Origin of the sequence: Deinococcus humi (assembly GCF_014201875.1) — a bacterium.
GTDB lineage: Bacteria > Deinococcota > Deinococci > Deinococcales > Deinococcaceae > Deinococcus > Deinococcus humi.
Genome location: NZ_JACHFL010000004.1, coordinates 243,061 through 257,613 on the forward strand (window position 1 = coordinate 243,061; position 14,553 = coordinate 257,613).

General features: G+C 64.9%; 13 protein-coding genes. 9 read left to right on the plus strand and 4 right to left on the minus strand.

The annotated features are described in order from the left end of the window. The first annotated feature begins 11 nt into the window (after nucleotides 1-11). From HNQ08_RS10115 to HNQ08_RS10140, 6 genes are read left to right on the plus strand one after another with little or no spacing between them, the layout of a single operon-like run. Nucleotides 12-1,091, plus strand: coding sequence for a ketopantoate reductase family protein (locus HNQ08_RS10115; RefSeq protein ID WP_184130977.1), 1,080 nt, complete (start codon nucleotides 12-14; stop codon nucleotides 1,089-1,091). Beyond that, complete coding sequence (locus HNQ08_RS10120; RefSeq protein WP_184130980.1) at nucleotides 1,088-2,212, plus strand: Gfo/Idh/MocA family protein; 1,125 nt, start codon at nucleotides 1,088-1,090, stop codon at nucleotides 2,210-2,212. The genes HNQ08_RS10115 and HNQ08_RS10120 overlap by 4 nt, the downstream gene beginning before the upstream one ends. Then, complete coding sequence (locus HNQ08_RS10125; RefSeq protein ID WP_229789827.1) at nucleotides 2,209-3,825, plus strand: DUF885 family protein; 1,617 nt, start codon at nucleotides 2,209-2,211, stop codon at nucleotides 3,823-3,825. The genes HNQ08_RS10120 and HNQ08_RS10125 overlap by 4 nt, the downstream gene beginning before the upstream one ends. Beyond that, nucleotides 3,822-4,520 carry an RraA family protein gene (locus tag HNQ08_RS10130; RefSeq protein WP_184130986.1) on the plus strand — a complete coding sequence of 233 codons (699 nt, stop codon included), beginning with the start codon at nucleotides 3,822-3,824 and terminating at the stop codon, nucleotides 4,518-4,520. Before HNQ08_RS10125 ends, HNQ08_RS10130 begins: the two co-directional genes overlap by 4 nt. Then, nucleotides 4,520-5,308, plus strand: coding sequence for an SDR family oxidoreductase (locus HNQ08_RS10135; protein ID WP_184130989.1), 789 nt, complete (start codon nucleotides 4,520-4,522; stop codon nucleotides 5,306-5,308). The genes HNQ08_RS10130 and HNQ08_RS10135 overlap by 1 nt, the downstream gene beginning before the upstream one ends. After that, on the plus strand, nucleotides 5,305-6,387 hold the full coding sequence (locus HNQ08_RS10140; protein WP_184130992.1) for an aminopeptidase: 1,083 nt from the start codon (nucleotides 5,305-5,307) through the stop codon (nucleotides 6,385-6,387). The genes HNQ08_RS10135 and HNQ08_RS10140 overlap by 4 nt, the downstream gene beginning before the upstream one ends. Nucleotides 6,388-6,645: 258 nt before the next feature. Here HNQ08_RS10140 and HNQ08_RS10145 read toward each other — a convergent pair whose 3' ends face one another. The 4 genes from HNQ08_RS10145 to HNQ08_RS10160 are packed head-to-tail and all read right to left on the minus strand — an operon-like array spanning nucleotide 6,646 to nucleotide 9,867. Then, a complete protein-coding gene (locus HNQ08_RS10145; RefSeq protein ID WP_184130995.1) occupies nucleotides 6,646-7,482 on the minus strand; it encodes a tryptophan 2,3-dioxygenase in 837 nt (278 codons plus the stop codon). Next, on the minus strand, nucleotides 7,479-8,744 hold the full coding sequence (kynU, locus tag HNQ08_RS10150) for a kynureninase (RefSeq protein ID WP_184130998.1): 1,266 nt from the start codon (nucleotides 8,742-8,744) through the stop codon (nucleotides 7,479-7,481). Before kynU ends, HNQ08_RS10145 begins: the two co-directional genes overlap by 4 nt. 9 nt (nucleotides 8,745-8,753) lie before the next feature. Further along, nucleotides 8,754-8,921 (minus strand): hypothetical protein, encoded by a 168-nt coding sequence (locus tag HNQ08_RS10155; RefSeq protein WP_184131001.1) that lies wholly within the window; start codon nucleotides 8,919-8,921, stop codon nucleotides 8,754-8,756. A gap of 22 nt (nucleotides 8,922-8,943) precedes the next feature. Beyond that, nucleotides 8,944-9,867: an ROK family protein gene (locus HNQ08_RS10160; RefSeq protein ID WP_268239999.1), complete on the minus strand. Its 924-nt coding sequence runs from the start codon at nucleotides 9,865-9,867 to the stop codon at nucleotides 8,944-8,946. Nucleotides 9,868-10,042: 175 nt separating this feature from the next. Here HNQ08_RS10160 and HNQ08_RS10165 point away from each other — a divergent pair, with 175 nt between their 5' ends. From HNQ08_RS10165 to HNQ08_RS10175, 3 genes are all read left to right on the plus strand, one after another. Continuing rightward, nucleotides 10,043-11,089, plus strand: coding sequence for an LLM class flavin-dependent oxidoreductase (locus HNQ08_RS10165; RefSeq protein WP_184131004.1), 1,047 nt, complete (start codon nucleotides 10,043-10,045; stop codon nucleotides 11,087-11,089). 553 nt (nucleotides 11,090-11,642) lie between these two features. After that, nucleotides 11,643-14,087 carry a molybdopterin oxidoreductase family protein gene (locus HNQ08_RS10170; protein WP_184131007.1) on the plus strand — a complete coding sequence of 815 codons (2,445 nt, stop codon included), beginning with the start codon at nucleotides 11,643-11,645 and terminating at the stop codon, nucleotides 14,085-14,087. 1 nt (nucleotide 14,088) lies between these two features. After that, nucleotides 14,089-14,547, plus strand: coding sequence for a molybdopterin oxidoreductase (locus tag HNQ08_RS10175; protein ID WP_184131010.1), 459 nt, complete (start codon nucleotides 14,089-14,091; stop codon nucleotides 14,545-14,547). The last annotated feature ends 6 nt before the right edge of the window (nucleotides 14,548-14,553 follow it).

Genomic DNA, 14,553 nt, shown 5'->3' on the forward strand with positions numbered 1-14,553 from the left:
AAGGAGAAGTTATGAAGATCACCATTCTGGGAGCAGGAGCCATCGGCGGCCTCGCCGGGGCCTACATGACAGGAGCCGGCCACGACGTGACGCTGGTGGACCGCTGGGCCGAGCATATCGACGCCATGAAAGCGAATGGCCTGACGGTGGACGGCGTGCGCGGTGACCTGCACTTTGACGTCAAGGCGCTGCATCCGCACGAACTGACTGGCCCGCTGGAAGCCGTCCTGATCGCCACCAAGAGCCAGCACACCCTGGAGGCGCTGGACAGCGTGCTGCCGCTGTTCGGCCCTGACACCTTCGTGGTGTCGTACCAGAACGGCTTTAACGAGCACGACATCGCCGCCCGGCTGACCGAGGCGGGGCTGGGCGGCCTGGAGCGGGTCATCGGCTCGATTCCCAATTACGGGGGGGCACTGGTCGATCCCGGCTACATCGAATTTGTGCACGAGGGGGCCATTCAGCTGGGCGAGATGACCGGCGAGCGCACACCGCGCCTGCTGGAACTCGCCGAAAAGCTCTCGGCGCTGACTGAGGTGCAGCTGAGCGACAACATCTGGGGGCAGATCTGGGCCAAGGAGGTCTACAGCGCCCAGGTGGTGTTCAGCGCCCTGGTCAACGCGCCGATCCGCGAGACGCTGGGGGTGGAGCGCTATGCCCGTGTGGCAGGCGCGGTGGTGCGCGAGGCGCTGGAGATCGCCGAGGCCAACGGCATCACGGTAGAGGCCTTCGACTTCTTCGATCCAGCCAACTACAAACCGCAGACCCCCCAGGACACCCAGAAACTGATCGACAACATCAACCACGCGGTCTGGCTGCTCAAGAAGGACCAGAAGCCCGACGCCCACCAGTTCAAGAAAAAGGGCAGCGGCATCTGGTGGGACATCGTGTACCGCAACCGGCCCTCGGAGGTGCGCTCCAGCAACGGCAAACTGGTGGACTACGCCGCGCAGGTGGGGGCCGATGCCCGGCTGAACGCCAAGCTGTGCGAGATGATCTACGAGATCGAGGGCGGCCAGCGGCCACTCGGCTTTGAAAATTACGATGAGCTGGAAGCGTACGTCACCTCCATCGGCAAGGCGCTGCCATGAGCGGGGAAAAAAGACTGGGCGTCGGCGTGATCGGGGCGCACGCCTGGGCCGAGCAGGCGCATCTGCCGGGCTACCACGCCTATGACCGGGCCGATCTGGTGGCGATCTGTGACACCGTGCCGGAGCGGGCCGAGGCGCTGGCCCAAAAGTTCGGCATCCGCAAGATCTACACCGATGCCAATGAACTGATCAATGATCCCGAGGTGCAGATGGTGGATGTCTGCACGCCCACCGACACGCACCTTCCGCTGAGCCTGGCGGCCATCAACGCGGGTAAGCATGTCATCTCCGAAAAGCCGCTGGCGCATGACGCCAGGGATGCGTTTGCCGCCGCTGCACTGGCGCAGGAGAAGGGTGTGCGCACCAAGCTGGGCTTCACGTTCCGCTACTCGCCCGCGATCCGCCAGATCAAAACGTGGGTGGACGACGGAACGCTGGGCGAGATCTTTCACGTTCATGGGCTGGAGCAGAACTCTCAGTTCCTTGATCCCAATTACCCGCTGCGGCAGGTGCCGCAGGACGCCGACTGGACGCAGTTGATTCCCTCGTCCATAGTCGGCTACGGGTCACACCTGCTGGACCTGGTGCGCTGGTGCGCCGGGGAGTATCAGAGCGTGATTGGCAGCCTGCATAATTACGTGCCCGAACGCATCGTGCGCGGCTACGAGGGCATGCAGCGTATTCCGGTGGAGGACGGCGCGGTGGCCCTGGCCGAGTTCGCCAGCGGGGCGCAGGGCATGCTGCAGACGTCATACATCGCCGTGGGCAACTATCCCGGCGTGGAGCTGCGGATCTACGGCAGCAAGGGCGCGGCGGTTGCCCGGCTGGTGGAGGAGAACGGCATCGCCGAGACCCTGCACTTCGCCACGCCCGACGCGGTGGAGTTCCGCAAGATCGAGCTGCCGGACACCGCCTACCCGCCGGGCACCACGCTGCATACGCCGTGGCCAGAGCTGTACTACCGCAACCTGATCCGCTTCTGGGTGGACGAGATCCTGGACGATCTGCCGGGCGAATGCACGTTCTACGACGGCGCCAAGAGCCAGGAGACGGTCAATGCCATCGTGCAGTCGTACCGCGAACGGCGCTGGGTGGATCTGCCCAGGGTAGCGGCGCAGTGAAAGAGCTTCAGACGTGGGTTGAGCGTTACCTTGACCTGCACGCCCAGCTCCGCCCGGTGGACGCCTCGTTCATGGGCCTGTCGGAACACGATCACGAGCTGCCCCCGGTGGGACCGCAAGCCCTGGAACACGAACGGCACGCTCTCGCCAACTTCTTGCAGGAGGTGGAGGGCTGTCCTCAGCATCCAGACACAGCGGGCGAACGGCTAGACCTGTGGCTCCTACGCTCTCAACTGCGCGTCACGTTGCGCGAGGCGCGTGAAAGACCTCGCCAGCACAATCCAGCCTTCTACACCGGCGAGGCGGCGTTCGGTCTCATCAGCCTGCTGTTGCCGAACGAGCGCCCGACGAACGGTGACGCTGTTTTGGCGCGCTTGAAGGCCATTCCCGGATTTCTGGCGGCAGGAACGGAAATGCTGCAACCGCTCAACTTGCCTGCCGACTGGGTGGAACGGGCCTGCAAGGAGGCAGAGGCCCTAGAAGCCCTGTTGCTGCGCGGTCTGCCCAAACACCCCGATTCCCGGGAGGACTGGCAGCAACCCGCCGCCCACGCGGCCACATCTGTTCGGGCTTTCGCCGCGGCGTTAAAAACGGGTGACGCCGACCCGGCCTGTGGACGCGATTATCTGGAGTTTCTGATGCGTGAGGCCCACGGCCTCCCCTACCCGGCTGCGGAGGCCGAGCAGCGGGCGCAGGCTGCGTTCGAGACGCTGCGTTCGGAACTCGTCGAGATGGCCCAGGAGCTTGACCCGGCGAAGACCTGGCAGCAGCAGCTCGCGGAACTGGAACAGCAGCATCCCGCTTTAGACGACGTGCAAAACACCTATCAGGACTGGAACGCCCGCGCGCTGGACGCTGCCGCTGGACTCGTGACCCCGGCCCGCGAGTACGGCCTGTCTTTCGAATTTCTGCCGGAGTGGGCCAGGGACGCGGCGGGAGCGCTGTATTTCCTGTTCTACCGCTCGCCGCCCGCTGAATATCCTGGCGACGGCAGCATCTACTGGATCTTCGCGCCGGGGGCGGACACGGCGGCGTACCTGCGCGGCCAGAATACGGCGTTCATCAAGGCCGTCCACGCCGTCCATCACGGCAGCATCGGTCACCACACCCAGAACGCGCGGGCGCGGCAGGCCTCCTCGCGCCTCGCCCGACTGGGCGGGACCGATTGCGCCAGCGGAATAGCCTTTCTGAGCGCGGGAACGCTGGTGGAGGGCTGGGCCTGCTACGCCGAGGATCTGCTGCTGGAAGCGCCCGGTTTCTACACGCCTGAAGAGCAGGTGCTGCTCAAGCAGTTCGAGTTCCGCAACGCCGCCTGCTGCCTGGCCGACATCCGCCTGCACACCGGGCAGTGGACGCTGGAGCAGATGCGCGCGTTCTACCGTGATGAGGTGGGTTTCGCGCCTGGGCGTGTCTGGGCCGAGACGACCCGCAACAGCATCTACCCGGCCACCCGGCTGATGTACTGGCTGGGCACCCAAGTGATCCGGGAACTGCGGGCCGAGCTTGACCTCGCGCCGCAGGTCTTTCATGATCGGCTTCTCTCCTATGGCTGCGCCCCGGTCACCCTGATCGCGGACGAGATGCGCCGCCAGCATTCACAAGGACACCCATGACCGCAACACACGAACCCCTTTCCAAAGAGCGCAGGGCCGAACTGCGCGAGCGGTATCTGAAGGTAGACACCGCCAACGTCGCCGACGTAATGGACGAGCTCGGCCACTTCGATTACGGCCTGGCCAGCAGCTTCTGGCCGATCCGCGAGTCTCAGAACAAGATGGCGGGCTGGGCCTACACCATTCGCGGCCAGATGACGCCGTATCCCGGCACCGGCGATCCCGAAAAGATGAAGGCCGTGGCTGGCCTGCAAGACGGCCAGATCAGCGTCTGGAGCGGCGGTGGAGCGTCTGGCGTGTGCTTCTTCGGGGAGCTGATCGCGCGTGGGATGCAGCACCGCGGCTGCGTCGGCTCGCTGATCGACGGCGGCATCCGCGACATCGAGTGGATCGCCGGGATGAACTTCCCGGTCTTCACGCAGTACCGCAGTCCTGTGCAATCGATCGGGCGCTGGCAGGTCAACGCTTGGCAGGTGCCGGTGTACCTGCCGGGGGCCACCGCCGAGCGCGTGACCGTGCGCCCGGATGACTTCATTCTGGCCGACTTCGACGGCGCCATCGTCATCCCACAGGAACTGGCCGAGACGGTGCTGGAACGGGCCGAGGAACTGACCCGCAAAGAAGTCGCCATCCGTGAGGATCTGGACCGGGGCCTGAGCCTTCCCGAGGTGCTGGAAAAGTACGGGCACGTCTGATGGACCTTGGACTTCAGGGAAAGACGGCGCTGGTCACGGCGGCCAGCGCGGGCCTTGGCTACGCGACGGCGGCCGCACTCTCTGCAGAAGGCGCAAGGGTGGCGATCTGTTCGCGCGATCTGAAGCGCGCCAGGGACGCAGCGGGGCGGATTCAAGGTGAGACTGGCAACGAGGTGCTGGCTTTCGAGGCCGATGTCGCCAGCGAGAGCGATCTGACCCGGCTGTTCAGTGAGGTGCAGAGCGCCTTCGGTTCGCTGGATATTCTGGTGTGCAATGCTGGCGGCCCTCCCCCCGGCAATTTCTCGGCGCTGAGCGAGGAGCAGTGGGCCACCGGAGTTCAGCTCACGCTGATGAGCGTGGTCCGCAGCGTGCGTCTGGCACTGCCATTGATGCGCCAAGCGGGCGGGGGTCGCATCCTGGCCCTGCTGAGCAGCAGCGTCCGGAAACCCATCGACAACCTGACCCTTTCCAACACCTTCCGGCCCGCCGTGTACGGGCTGTGCAAGAGCCTGTCGCTGGAACTGGCCGGGGACAACATTCAGGTGAACGGTCTGGCCCCGGGCCGTATCGAGACCGAGCGTATCAACCAGCTCGACGACGCGCAGGCCCAGAAACGCGGCCTGAGCCGCGCCGAGGTTCGCGCCGCCTCCGAGGCGCAGATCCCGATGGGCCGCCTGGGGCAGCCGCAGGAGTTCGGTCAGGTGGCCGCATTCCTGTGTTCGCCCGCCGCCATCTACGTCAACGGCAGCGTGCTGCTGGTGGACGGAGGAGCCGTGACCAGTCTATGAGCGACAACCCTTACGACCCGAAAGCGCACGCCCGCCTGCTGACCGACTACTGCATTAACGCCCAGCCGGGCGAACGGGTGCTGGTGCAAACCACCACGCAGGCCCTGCCGCTGGTGGAGGAGCTGCACCGCCTGCTGCTGGAGCGCGGCGCCACCCCCCTGATCCGGCTGGAGTATCCTACCCAGCTCGACGATTTCTACCGCCTTGCGCCCGACGCGCTGCTGGACAATACGGAAGCCCTGCTGCTGGCGGAAGTAGAGAGTATCGACGCCTCGATTCGCCTGCTGACGCCCTCGGCCCCGGCAGAAGGACTCGATCCCCAGCGGGTGGCCCGTCACCGCAAGGCCATGAACCCGGTGGCCCGCGCCCGGGCCGCGCGGCGCTGGAACCTGAGCCTGTATCCGACAGCGTATGGGGCCCAGGCCGCAAACATGTCCCTGCCCGAATACGAGGCGTTCGTCTCCAGCGCCATGTTTCTGGACACCCCTGATCCGGTGGCAAAGTGGGGCGAGATTCGCGACCTGCAGGCGGGTCTCATCGAGCGGCTGGTCCGTGCCAGCGAGGTTCGGATCGTGGGCGAGGACACCGACCTGACCCTAAACATTCAGGGCCGCACGTGGGTCAATAGCGATGGCAAGCGCAACATGCCGTCGGGTGAGGTCTTCACCGGCCCCATCGAGACCAGTGCCAACGGACAGATTCTGTTCGATCTGCCCACGGTGTATGGGGGCGCGGCGGTCCGGAACGTGCGCCTGACCTTCAAGGACGGTCTGGTGGTGGACGCCCACGCTGAGGAAGGCGAAGCCGCGCTGCTGGCCGCGCTGGACACCGACGACGGCGCAAGATGGTTGGGCGAGCTGGGTATTGGCAGCAACGCCGGGATTCAGGCACCCAGCCAGAACATCCTGTTCGACGAGAAGATCGGCGGCACGGTTCATCTGGCGCTGGGCAACGGTTATCCCGAGACGGGTGGCACCAATGTCTCGGCCCTGCACTGGGACCTGATCAAGGATCTACGCCAGGGCGGGCAGATTCTGCTGGACGGCGAAGTGTTTCAGGATGGTGGACGCTTCGTCTAGAACGGAGTCCGCGCCTCAGACGAGGGTAGACACGGGCAAGAGCGCACCACCGTGGGCGTGAGCCACAGGCAATGGCAGTCGAGGTCCCCCATGGCAGGGAGGGCCAGCAGTTCTGGGGCTCTCCCTGTCGGCTCTGCCGGGGCGGCAGATCGTACAGCGCCGCCCCGACCTCCTGAGCCCGAACATTCGCAAGAAAACCTGCGAATGTTCGGGCTCGCGGCGGTGAACGTGTTGAAGGGTTCGAGGTGTGGCTGAGGCCTACAGCCGGGTTCGCACCTCCCACAATTCGGGGAACAGCACCACCGCCAGCACGCCGCGCAGGTAACCCGCGCCGCTAGTCCCGCCTGATCCGGGCTTGAAACCAATGGTGCGCTCCACGGTGGTCAGGTGGTTGAAGCGCCAGCGCCGGAAATTGTCCTCCACATCCAGCAGCTTCTCGGCCAACTCGTACAGATCCCAGTACGTCTGCGGATCACGGTAAACCGTCAGCCACGCTTCCAGCACGGTCTCGTTCAGGACTGGCGGCTGCGTCAGGTCGCGGTTCAGCACCTCGTCCGGTACCGTCAGACCGCGCTCGGCCAGCAGCCGCAGGGCCAGATCGTACACGCTGGGGGCGTGCAACACGGCTTCCAGCGGGCCGTGCAGGTCTGGGCGGTGTTCGTGGGGGCGCAGCAGCACGGCGCGGCGGTTGCCGAGCAGGAACTCCACCGTGCGGTAGCTGGCCGACTGAAACCCGGACGCCTGCCCGAAAGCGTGACGAAATTGCAGGTAATCGGCGGGGGTCATGGTCTTCAGGACCTCCCAGGCATTGGTCAGCTGCTCCTGTGCGCGCACCACGCGGGTCAGCATCTTGAGTGGCGCGTCGGTGATGCCGCCCTCCAGCAGCGCCATGGCCGCCCGCAGCTCGCGCACGATCAGCTCCAGCCAGACCTCTGAGACGTGGTGGACTGTGATGAACAGATGTTCGTCATGTGCCCCGGTGATCGGCTGGTGGGCTGCCTTGAGCGTGTCCAGCCGCAGATAATCGCTGTAGCTGAGGCTGTGGGAAAAGTCGGTGTAGGCGCGTTCGGCAGCGTTGTGGTCCGCGCCGGTCACGCCGTCTCACCACCTTCGAGCACTTTTCTGATTCCCTGCACGGCCCGCCAGACGTCGGCGTGCGAGTGGTACAGCGGCGTGAAGCCGAAGCGCAGGATGTCGGGCGTGCGGAAATCACCCAGGATGCCGCGCATAATGAGTTGCCGCATCACTGCGCGTGCCTGCGGATGCTGGTAGGACACCTGACTGCCACGCTGGACATGGTTGCGAGGCGTCATCAGCGTGAGCGGATACTGTGCCGCCAGCGGCTCCATCAGTTCAATAAAGGTGTCGGTCAGCGACAGCGACTTGGCCCGGAGCTGTGCCATATCCACGTCCGCAAACACGTCCAGGGCAGCGTCCAGGGCGCTCAGACTGAGGACCATGGGCGTCCCCACCACGTAGCGCCGCGCTCCGGGAGCCGGGCTGAACTCGCGGGCCATCTCAAAGGGGTCGGCGTGGCCCATCCAGCCACTCAGGAAGGCGGGAGCCGAGCCATGATGCCGCTCGGCCACAAACATGAAGCTGGGCGCGCCGGGGCCGCCATTGAGAAACTTGTAGCCGCAGCCCACCGCGAAATCCGCGCCCGTGCCGTTCAGATCCACTGGAAACGCCCCGGCGGAATGCGCCAGGTCCCAGATGGTCAGGATGCCGCGTTCGTGCGCCTTCGCTGTCAAGCTCGCCAGATCCAGCTTGCGGCCTGTGCGGTAGTCCACCTCGGTCAGCAGGGTCAGAGCGACGTCATCGGTCAGGTTGGCTTCGAGCTCAGCACCTGGCACAGTGCGCAGTTCGTAGCGCCCACCCAGCAGCGCATTCAGACCCTGCGCCATGTACAGATCCGTGGGAAAGTTGTCGGCCTCGGTCAGGATCACGCGGCGCTGGGGTGGGGCCATGTGCAGCGCGGCCGAGAGCAATTTGAAGATGTTGACGCTGGTGCTGTCGCCCACCGCGACCTCGTGGGCCTGCGCGCCGATCAGGGGGGCGATCTTGGCCGCCACCCGGTCCGGCAGGTTCATCCAGTCCTGCGCGGCCGCTGCGCCCACTGAAGCGCTGTCGTTGGCGGTCCATGAGCGGATGAGCTGGCTGCCCCATTCCTCCTCAGCCACACGGGCAAGGCGGGCGGGGACGCTCAGCGGTAACGCGCCCAGGCTGTTGCCATCCAGATACACGGCGTCTTCCGGCAATTTGAATTCAGCGCGCTTGTGGGCCAGCGGATCGCGGGCGTCTTTCTCCTGCAACTGGCTCAGGGTGGAATCGGCAAACAGGCGGTCAAACACGGTCATGGTGAAACCTCACAAAGGAAGATGCAGAAGCTGGCTCATGGGAGCAGGAGCGTGGACTGAAGGGGTAGCCCAAAAGGTCAGGGGACGGCCCAGCGTGGCGCACCACCACGCCCGCAGCACGTGGGCGATGGCGTTCGCCCCGGCGCGGCTCCAAGGGCGCGGGCCTGCCGTTGACATGACCTGAAGTATAGGTGGTGGCCTATTCCTCGCCTGTGTCCTGCCCCGTCTCCCGCACTGTGCCGCCTGCCCACAGTCCGGCGCCGATCAGCCCGGCGTCTGCGCCCAGTTCCGCGTGAACGACTGCGGGCTGATAGCGGGCTGGGAACAGGCTCAGGCTTTCCAGCACCCGTGCCAGATAGCCGTCCCGCAGGCCCACGCTCCCGCCCAGCGCCACGCGGGTCACGCCCAGCAGCGCGGCCACGTCCGCGATCTTCCAGGCAATCAGTGCGGCAGAGCGGCGATAGCTCTTGTCCACTTCCAAATTCCCGGCCTCGGCAGTGTCGGCCAGGGCACGGGCATCCCCGAACCCCAGCTGCTGCGCCCGAACGCCTAGCGCGGTCCCGCTCGTCTCGAATTCCAGCGGTCCCAGTTCCCCTAGCGGAGAGACCTCCGTGCCCTGGTGCCACAGCGCAGGCACACTGACAAAGCCCAGTTCGGCGTCCAATCCGTTGCCCGCCAGATGCAGCCGCCCCCCCAGCACCAGGCCCGCGCCCACCCCAGTGCTGACTGTGATGAACATGAATTCACGAGACCCCCTGCCTGCCCCTGCCGAGAATTCGCCCCATGCGGCGGCGCGGGCGTCATTTAGAGCGGCGCAGGGCAGGTTCAGCCCCGTCCCAATCTGTTGGGTCAGGGGCACGTCGGTCCAGCCGGGAAAGGTGTGGGTGGCCGTGGCCGTTACCCGTCCGGCTGCCACCGCACCGGCGCAGGCCACTCCCACGGCGGCGGCGAAAGGGGCGAACGGCGCGGCCAGGGCCAGAGCGGCATCGATCACCGCGTCCGGGCGGCTCGGCTTGGGTGTGCGGACCTCGGCCCGCTGAACGATGGTTCCAGATTCGATCAGTGCAGCACGCATGGAGGTGCCGCCGATATCGAGGGCCAGCAGTGCGTGAGGTTGGGACACCGGGCAATTACAGCACAGGACCATGGCCCGGCGATTGACGCGCAGCACCCCCAGTGATGAACAGGAAGAAACGGGTGGAAAGAGACCACAAGATTTTAACAATGCAAATTGCTTTGAATAACCCAGTAATCTCTGGGCTGGAAACGGTCTATTGGACCGTTCAGGGAGACCAGCTATGCAAATTGGAATCGACAGTTTTGCCGCCGTGGTCTCTGACCCGCAGACGGGCGAGACGCTGGCAGCGGCAGACCGGCTGAACAATCTGGTGGAAGAGATCGAGACGGCGGACCGCGCCGGAATTGACGTGTTCGGGATCGGTGAGCACCACCGCCCGGAATATCTGGATTCCGCGCCTGCCATGATTCTGGCCGCGGCCGCCACCAGGACACAGCGCATCCGCCTGACCAGTGCCGTGACGGTCCTGAGTGCCAGCGACCCGGTCCGGGTGTTTCAGGAGTTCGCCACGTTGGATCTGCTGTCCCGGGGGCGGGCTGAACTGGTCGTGGGGCGGGGCTCTTTTGTAGAAGCCTATCCGCTGTTCGGGCTTGCGCTGGAGGATTACGACTCGCTGTTTGCTGAAAAACTCGACTTGCTGCTCAGGATCAGAGACGACACCCAGGTCCGCTGGTCTGGACGACACCGCGCCGCGCTGACCGGGCAGGGCATCTACCCTCGTCCATTGCAGGACAAGCTGCCCATCTGGCTGGGCGCGGGCGGCACACCCGCTTCATTCGTGCGGGCGGGTACGCTGGGGCTGCCGCTGATGGTCGCCATCATCGGCGGCGATTTCCGGCAGTTCCGGCCCCTGATCGATCTGTACCGCCGCGCCGGACAGCAGGCCGGCTTCGCCCCTGAGCAGCTTCAGGTTGGCGTCCATGCATTTGGCTTTGTGGGAGAAACCGCGCAGACCGCCAGGGACGCGTTCTGGCCAGGCCATCAACGGCTGTTCTCGGCCCTGGGTCAGGAGCGGGGCTGGCGGCCGCCCACCCGCGAACAGTTTGACGCAGCGTGTGGGCCTACCGGGCCTTACTTAATCGGCGACGCACAGACCGTGGCGCAGAAAGTGGCGTACGTGGACCGGGTGCTGGGCGGCCTGTCACGCTTGACCTTCCAGATGACCAATGTGTTGCTGCCCCATGCTGAAATGCTGCGCAGCATTGAGCTTCTGGGAACTCAGGTCGCGCCACTAGTCCATGAGCGACTGACCCAGGCTGAATCCTGAACAGCATTGGTTGAGGCAGCTCTGAAATCACTGCCGAAAGAGCTCTTCCATAGGGTCTGGACGGGGGCCAGCCGCTTCGGCGGCATGGTTCCAGGTGGCCATACCCTCCAACGAGAGTCCGTTCTACGCACGACGGCAAAGCAGTGACGTGAACCCGCAGAGCTTCCTCTTCTGGTGCCGTGACCTGAAACGGCATGGCCTGACAGAGATGATCAGGCATGTCTGATCGGAGACCCCTTCCGGACATCGAACAGGTCACGCGGATCCCTCCCCGAGTCGACTGCACGGTGTCGAATCGCCTTCAGAATGCCATCTGGCATCCGTAAAGCCCCCTCTCGTCTGGCATGATCCAGCGCGTCAAGTCCAACCTGAGCCCATGGCCTGGAGTGACGCGCTGGACCGAGTTGTCTCGGTCAAAAGACTCAGGACACGCGGAATCTCCGGGTCTCTCTAAGCTCAGCCTTAAAGAGAGCGGAAGAAAAGGCTGAGCTAACCATCATTTTCACTTGGAAGGATCGTGAACGGCGTATCAATGGGGGCAGGAGGCGAGGTGATGACGAGCGAAACACGCAACAGCATCAACGATATCTGGGGGGAACGCACTCCGCATGGCCCCGGGCAGGAGTGGCCCGTTCGCGTCGACGAGCGGGTTTCGGAGACTCCCGAGCGGTGGGTCCGGGGAACGTGTGTGCTGTGTTCCAACGGCTGCGGCCTCGATATCGGTGTCAAAGCCGGCAAGATCGTCGGCGTGCGGGGGCTGGCGACCGACACCACCAACAGGGGGCGCCTGGGCCCCAAGGGTCTGCATGGCTGGGTGGCCAACGAAAGCCCTGACCGCCTGACCAAGCCACTGATCCGCCGTGACGGGCAATTACAGGAGGCCAGCTGGGACGAGGCGATGGACCTGATCGTTCAGAAGTCGAAAGCAATTGTCGAGAAGCAGACCTCGCTGGGGATCGGCTTCTACACGTCCGGGCAGCTGTTTCTGGAGGAGTATTACACCCTCGGGGTGCTGGGAAAGGCGGGCCTGGGCACCCCACACATGGACGGCAACACCCGGTTGTGCACGGCCACCGCCGCCGCCGCCCTGAAAGTCTCGTTTGGCTCTGACGGGCAGCCCGGCGGCTACGAGGACCTCGACGTGACCGACTGCGTGCTGCATGTGGGGCACAACATCGCCTCGCAGCAGACAGTGCTGTGGATGCGCATTCTCGACCGGCTGGCTGGACCCAATCCGCCGAAAGTCATCGTGATCGATCCCCGGCGCACCTTCACAGCTGAGCATGCCACCGTGCATCTTGCGCCAAAAGTCGGCACCAATGTCGCGGTGATGAATGGACTGCTGCATCTGATCATCCAGGCCGGCGCTATCGACGCGGCCTTCCTGGAGGCACACACCACCGGCTACGACGACCTGAAGAAAACCGTCGAGAAGTACACGCCCGAATACGTCGAGCAACTCTCTGGCGTGCCGGCCGCCGAGCTGCTCCGGGCCGGTGAGATCCTGGCCACCACGCGGACGCTGGTGTCCACCATTCTGCAGGGCGTGTACCAGTCGATGCAGGCCACCGCCGCCGCTGTGCAGGTGAACAATGTCCACCTGATCCGGGGGCTGATCGGCAAGCCTGGCAGCGGCATTTTGCAGATGAACGGCCAGCCCACTGCCCAGAACACCCGCGAGTGCGGCGCCGACGGCGATCTGCCCGGCTTCCGGAACTGGGGCAACCCCGAGCACATCAAGGAGCTGGCCAAGCTCTGGAATGTGCCGGTCAACAAGATTCCGCACTGGAGTCCGCCAACGCACGCCATGCAGATCTGGCGCTACGCCGAACAGGGCACCATCAAGCTGCTGTGGATCCAGGCGACCAACCCGGCGGTGAGCCTGCCGGAACTATCACGCATTCGCAAGATCCTGCAAAAAGAGGATCTGTTCGTGGTGGTGCAGGACGCCTACCTGACCGAAACGGCCCGCTACGCCGATGTGGTGCTGCCTGCGGCAATCTGGGCCGAGAAGACCGGCACCTTTACCAACGTCAGCCGTACGGTGCACATCTCCTGCAAAGCCATAGACCCGCCCGGCGAGGCCAGAAGTGACCTCGACATCTTCCTGGATTACGCCCAGCGTATGGACTTCCGCGACCAGGACGGAGCCCCGCTGATTAAGTGGCACGATCCGGAAAGCGCCTTCGAGGCCTGGAAGGAATGCACCCGTGGACGGCCCTGCGACTACACCGGGCTGACTTACGAGAAACTGCTCCAGGGCAGCGGCATTCCCTGGCCAGTTAATGAGCAACACCCCGACGGGACGCAGCGACTCTACACCGACTTCGTGTTTCCCACCAGCGCCGATTATGCCGAGACCTACGGCCACGATCTCGAGACCGGCGCCGCCGTGAGCCCCGAGGAATACAAGGCCAACGACCCCAAGGGCAAGGCCATGATCAAGGCCGCCGAGCACCGTGAGCCGCACGAGGTACCGGACGACGAGTACCCGCTGTGGCTCACCACAGGGCGGCAGGTCTACCATTTCCATACCCGCACCAAGACTGGGCGCTCGAAGGCGCTGCACGACGCTGCGCCCGACGCCTTCGTACAGCTCTCGGCCCAGGACGCCGGAAGGTACGGAATTGAGGAGGGCGACTGGGTTCTGGTCGAGTCCCGCCGTGGCCTGATCATCGAGCGCGCCATGATCGGCAACGTTGAGCCGGGCCTGGTGTTCATTCCCTGGCACTACGGCTACTGGGACGATCCCAGCCGGCCCAGAGCAGCCAACGAGCTGACCATCACCGAGTGGGACCCGGTCAGCAAACAGCCGCACTACAAATACGCGGCGGTGAAGATCAGCAAATACGACGCCAAGGCGGCCTTGCCGCAGCCGGGCCTGCTGGGCCGGGCGGTGGACGCGGTGCAGCAGCTCATCTCCGGTGAGGCCGAGCCCACGGGCGGCTCCAAGTCCCAGGGTCCGCAGCCCAAAACCACGCAAAGGGTGGATGGTTGAGATGCATGTCGGAAATTATGTCGGCTTGGCCCACGGCAGCGAACAGCGCTTGGTGGACGCCCTCAACAAGGTTGCCGAACATCACGGCGATGAACCGGACATCTACGAGACCTGCCAGCTGCTGATGTCGTGGTCTCGTAAGCACATCGAACATCTGGAGCCGCTGGTGCAGAAATACGGCGAGGACAAGAACCCCGAACCCGACAATCTGGAAACTGCCCTGTTTCACGGCCCCCGTCAGGGCAGCCTGGCGCTGCTGCGCGATTTGCACGACGTGTGGCTGCTGACCCAGCAGGTGCACCTGTGCTGGACAGTGCTGGAACAGGCCGCTCAGGCGCTGCGCGACAACGAGCTGGAGCGGGTCTGCCAGCAGTGCGGCCAGGAAACCAAGCGGCAGACGGCCTTCTTTCTGACCCGGATTAAGCAAGCTGCGCCCCAGGCCCTGGTTGCTGCACTGTGACGCCGC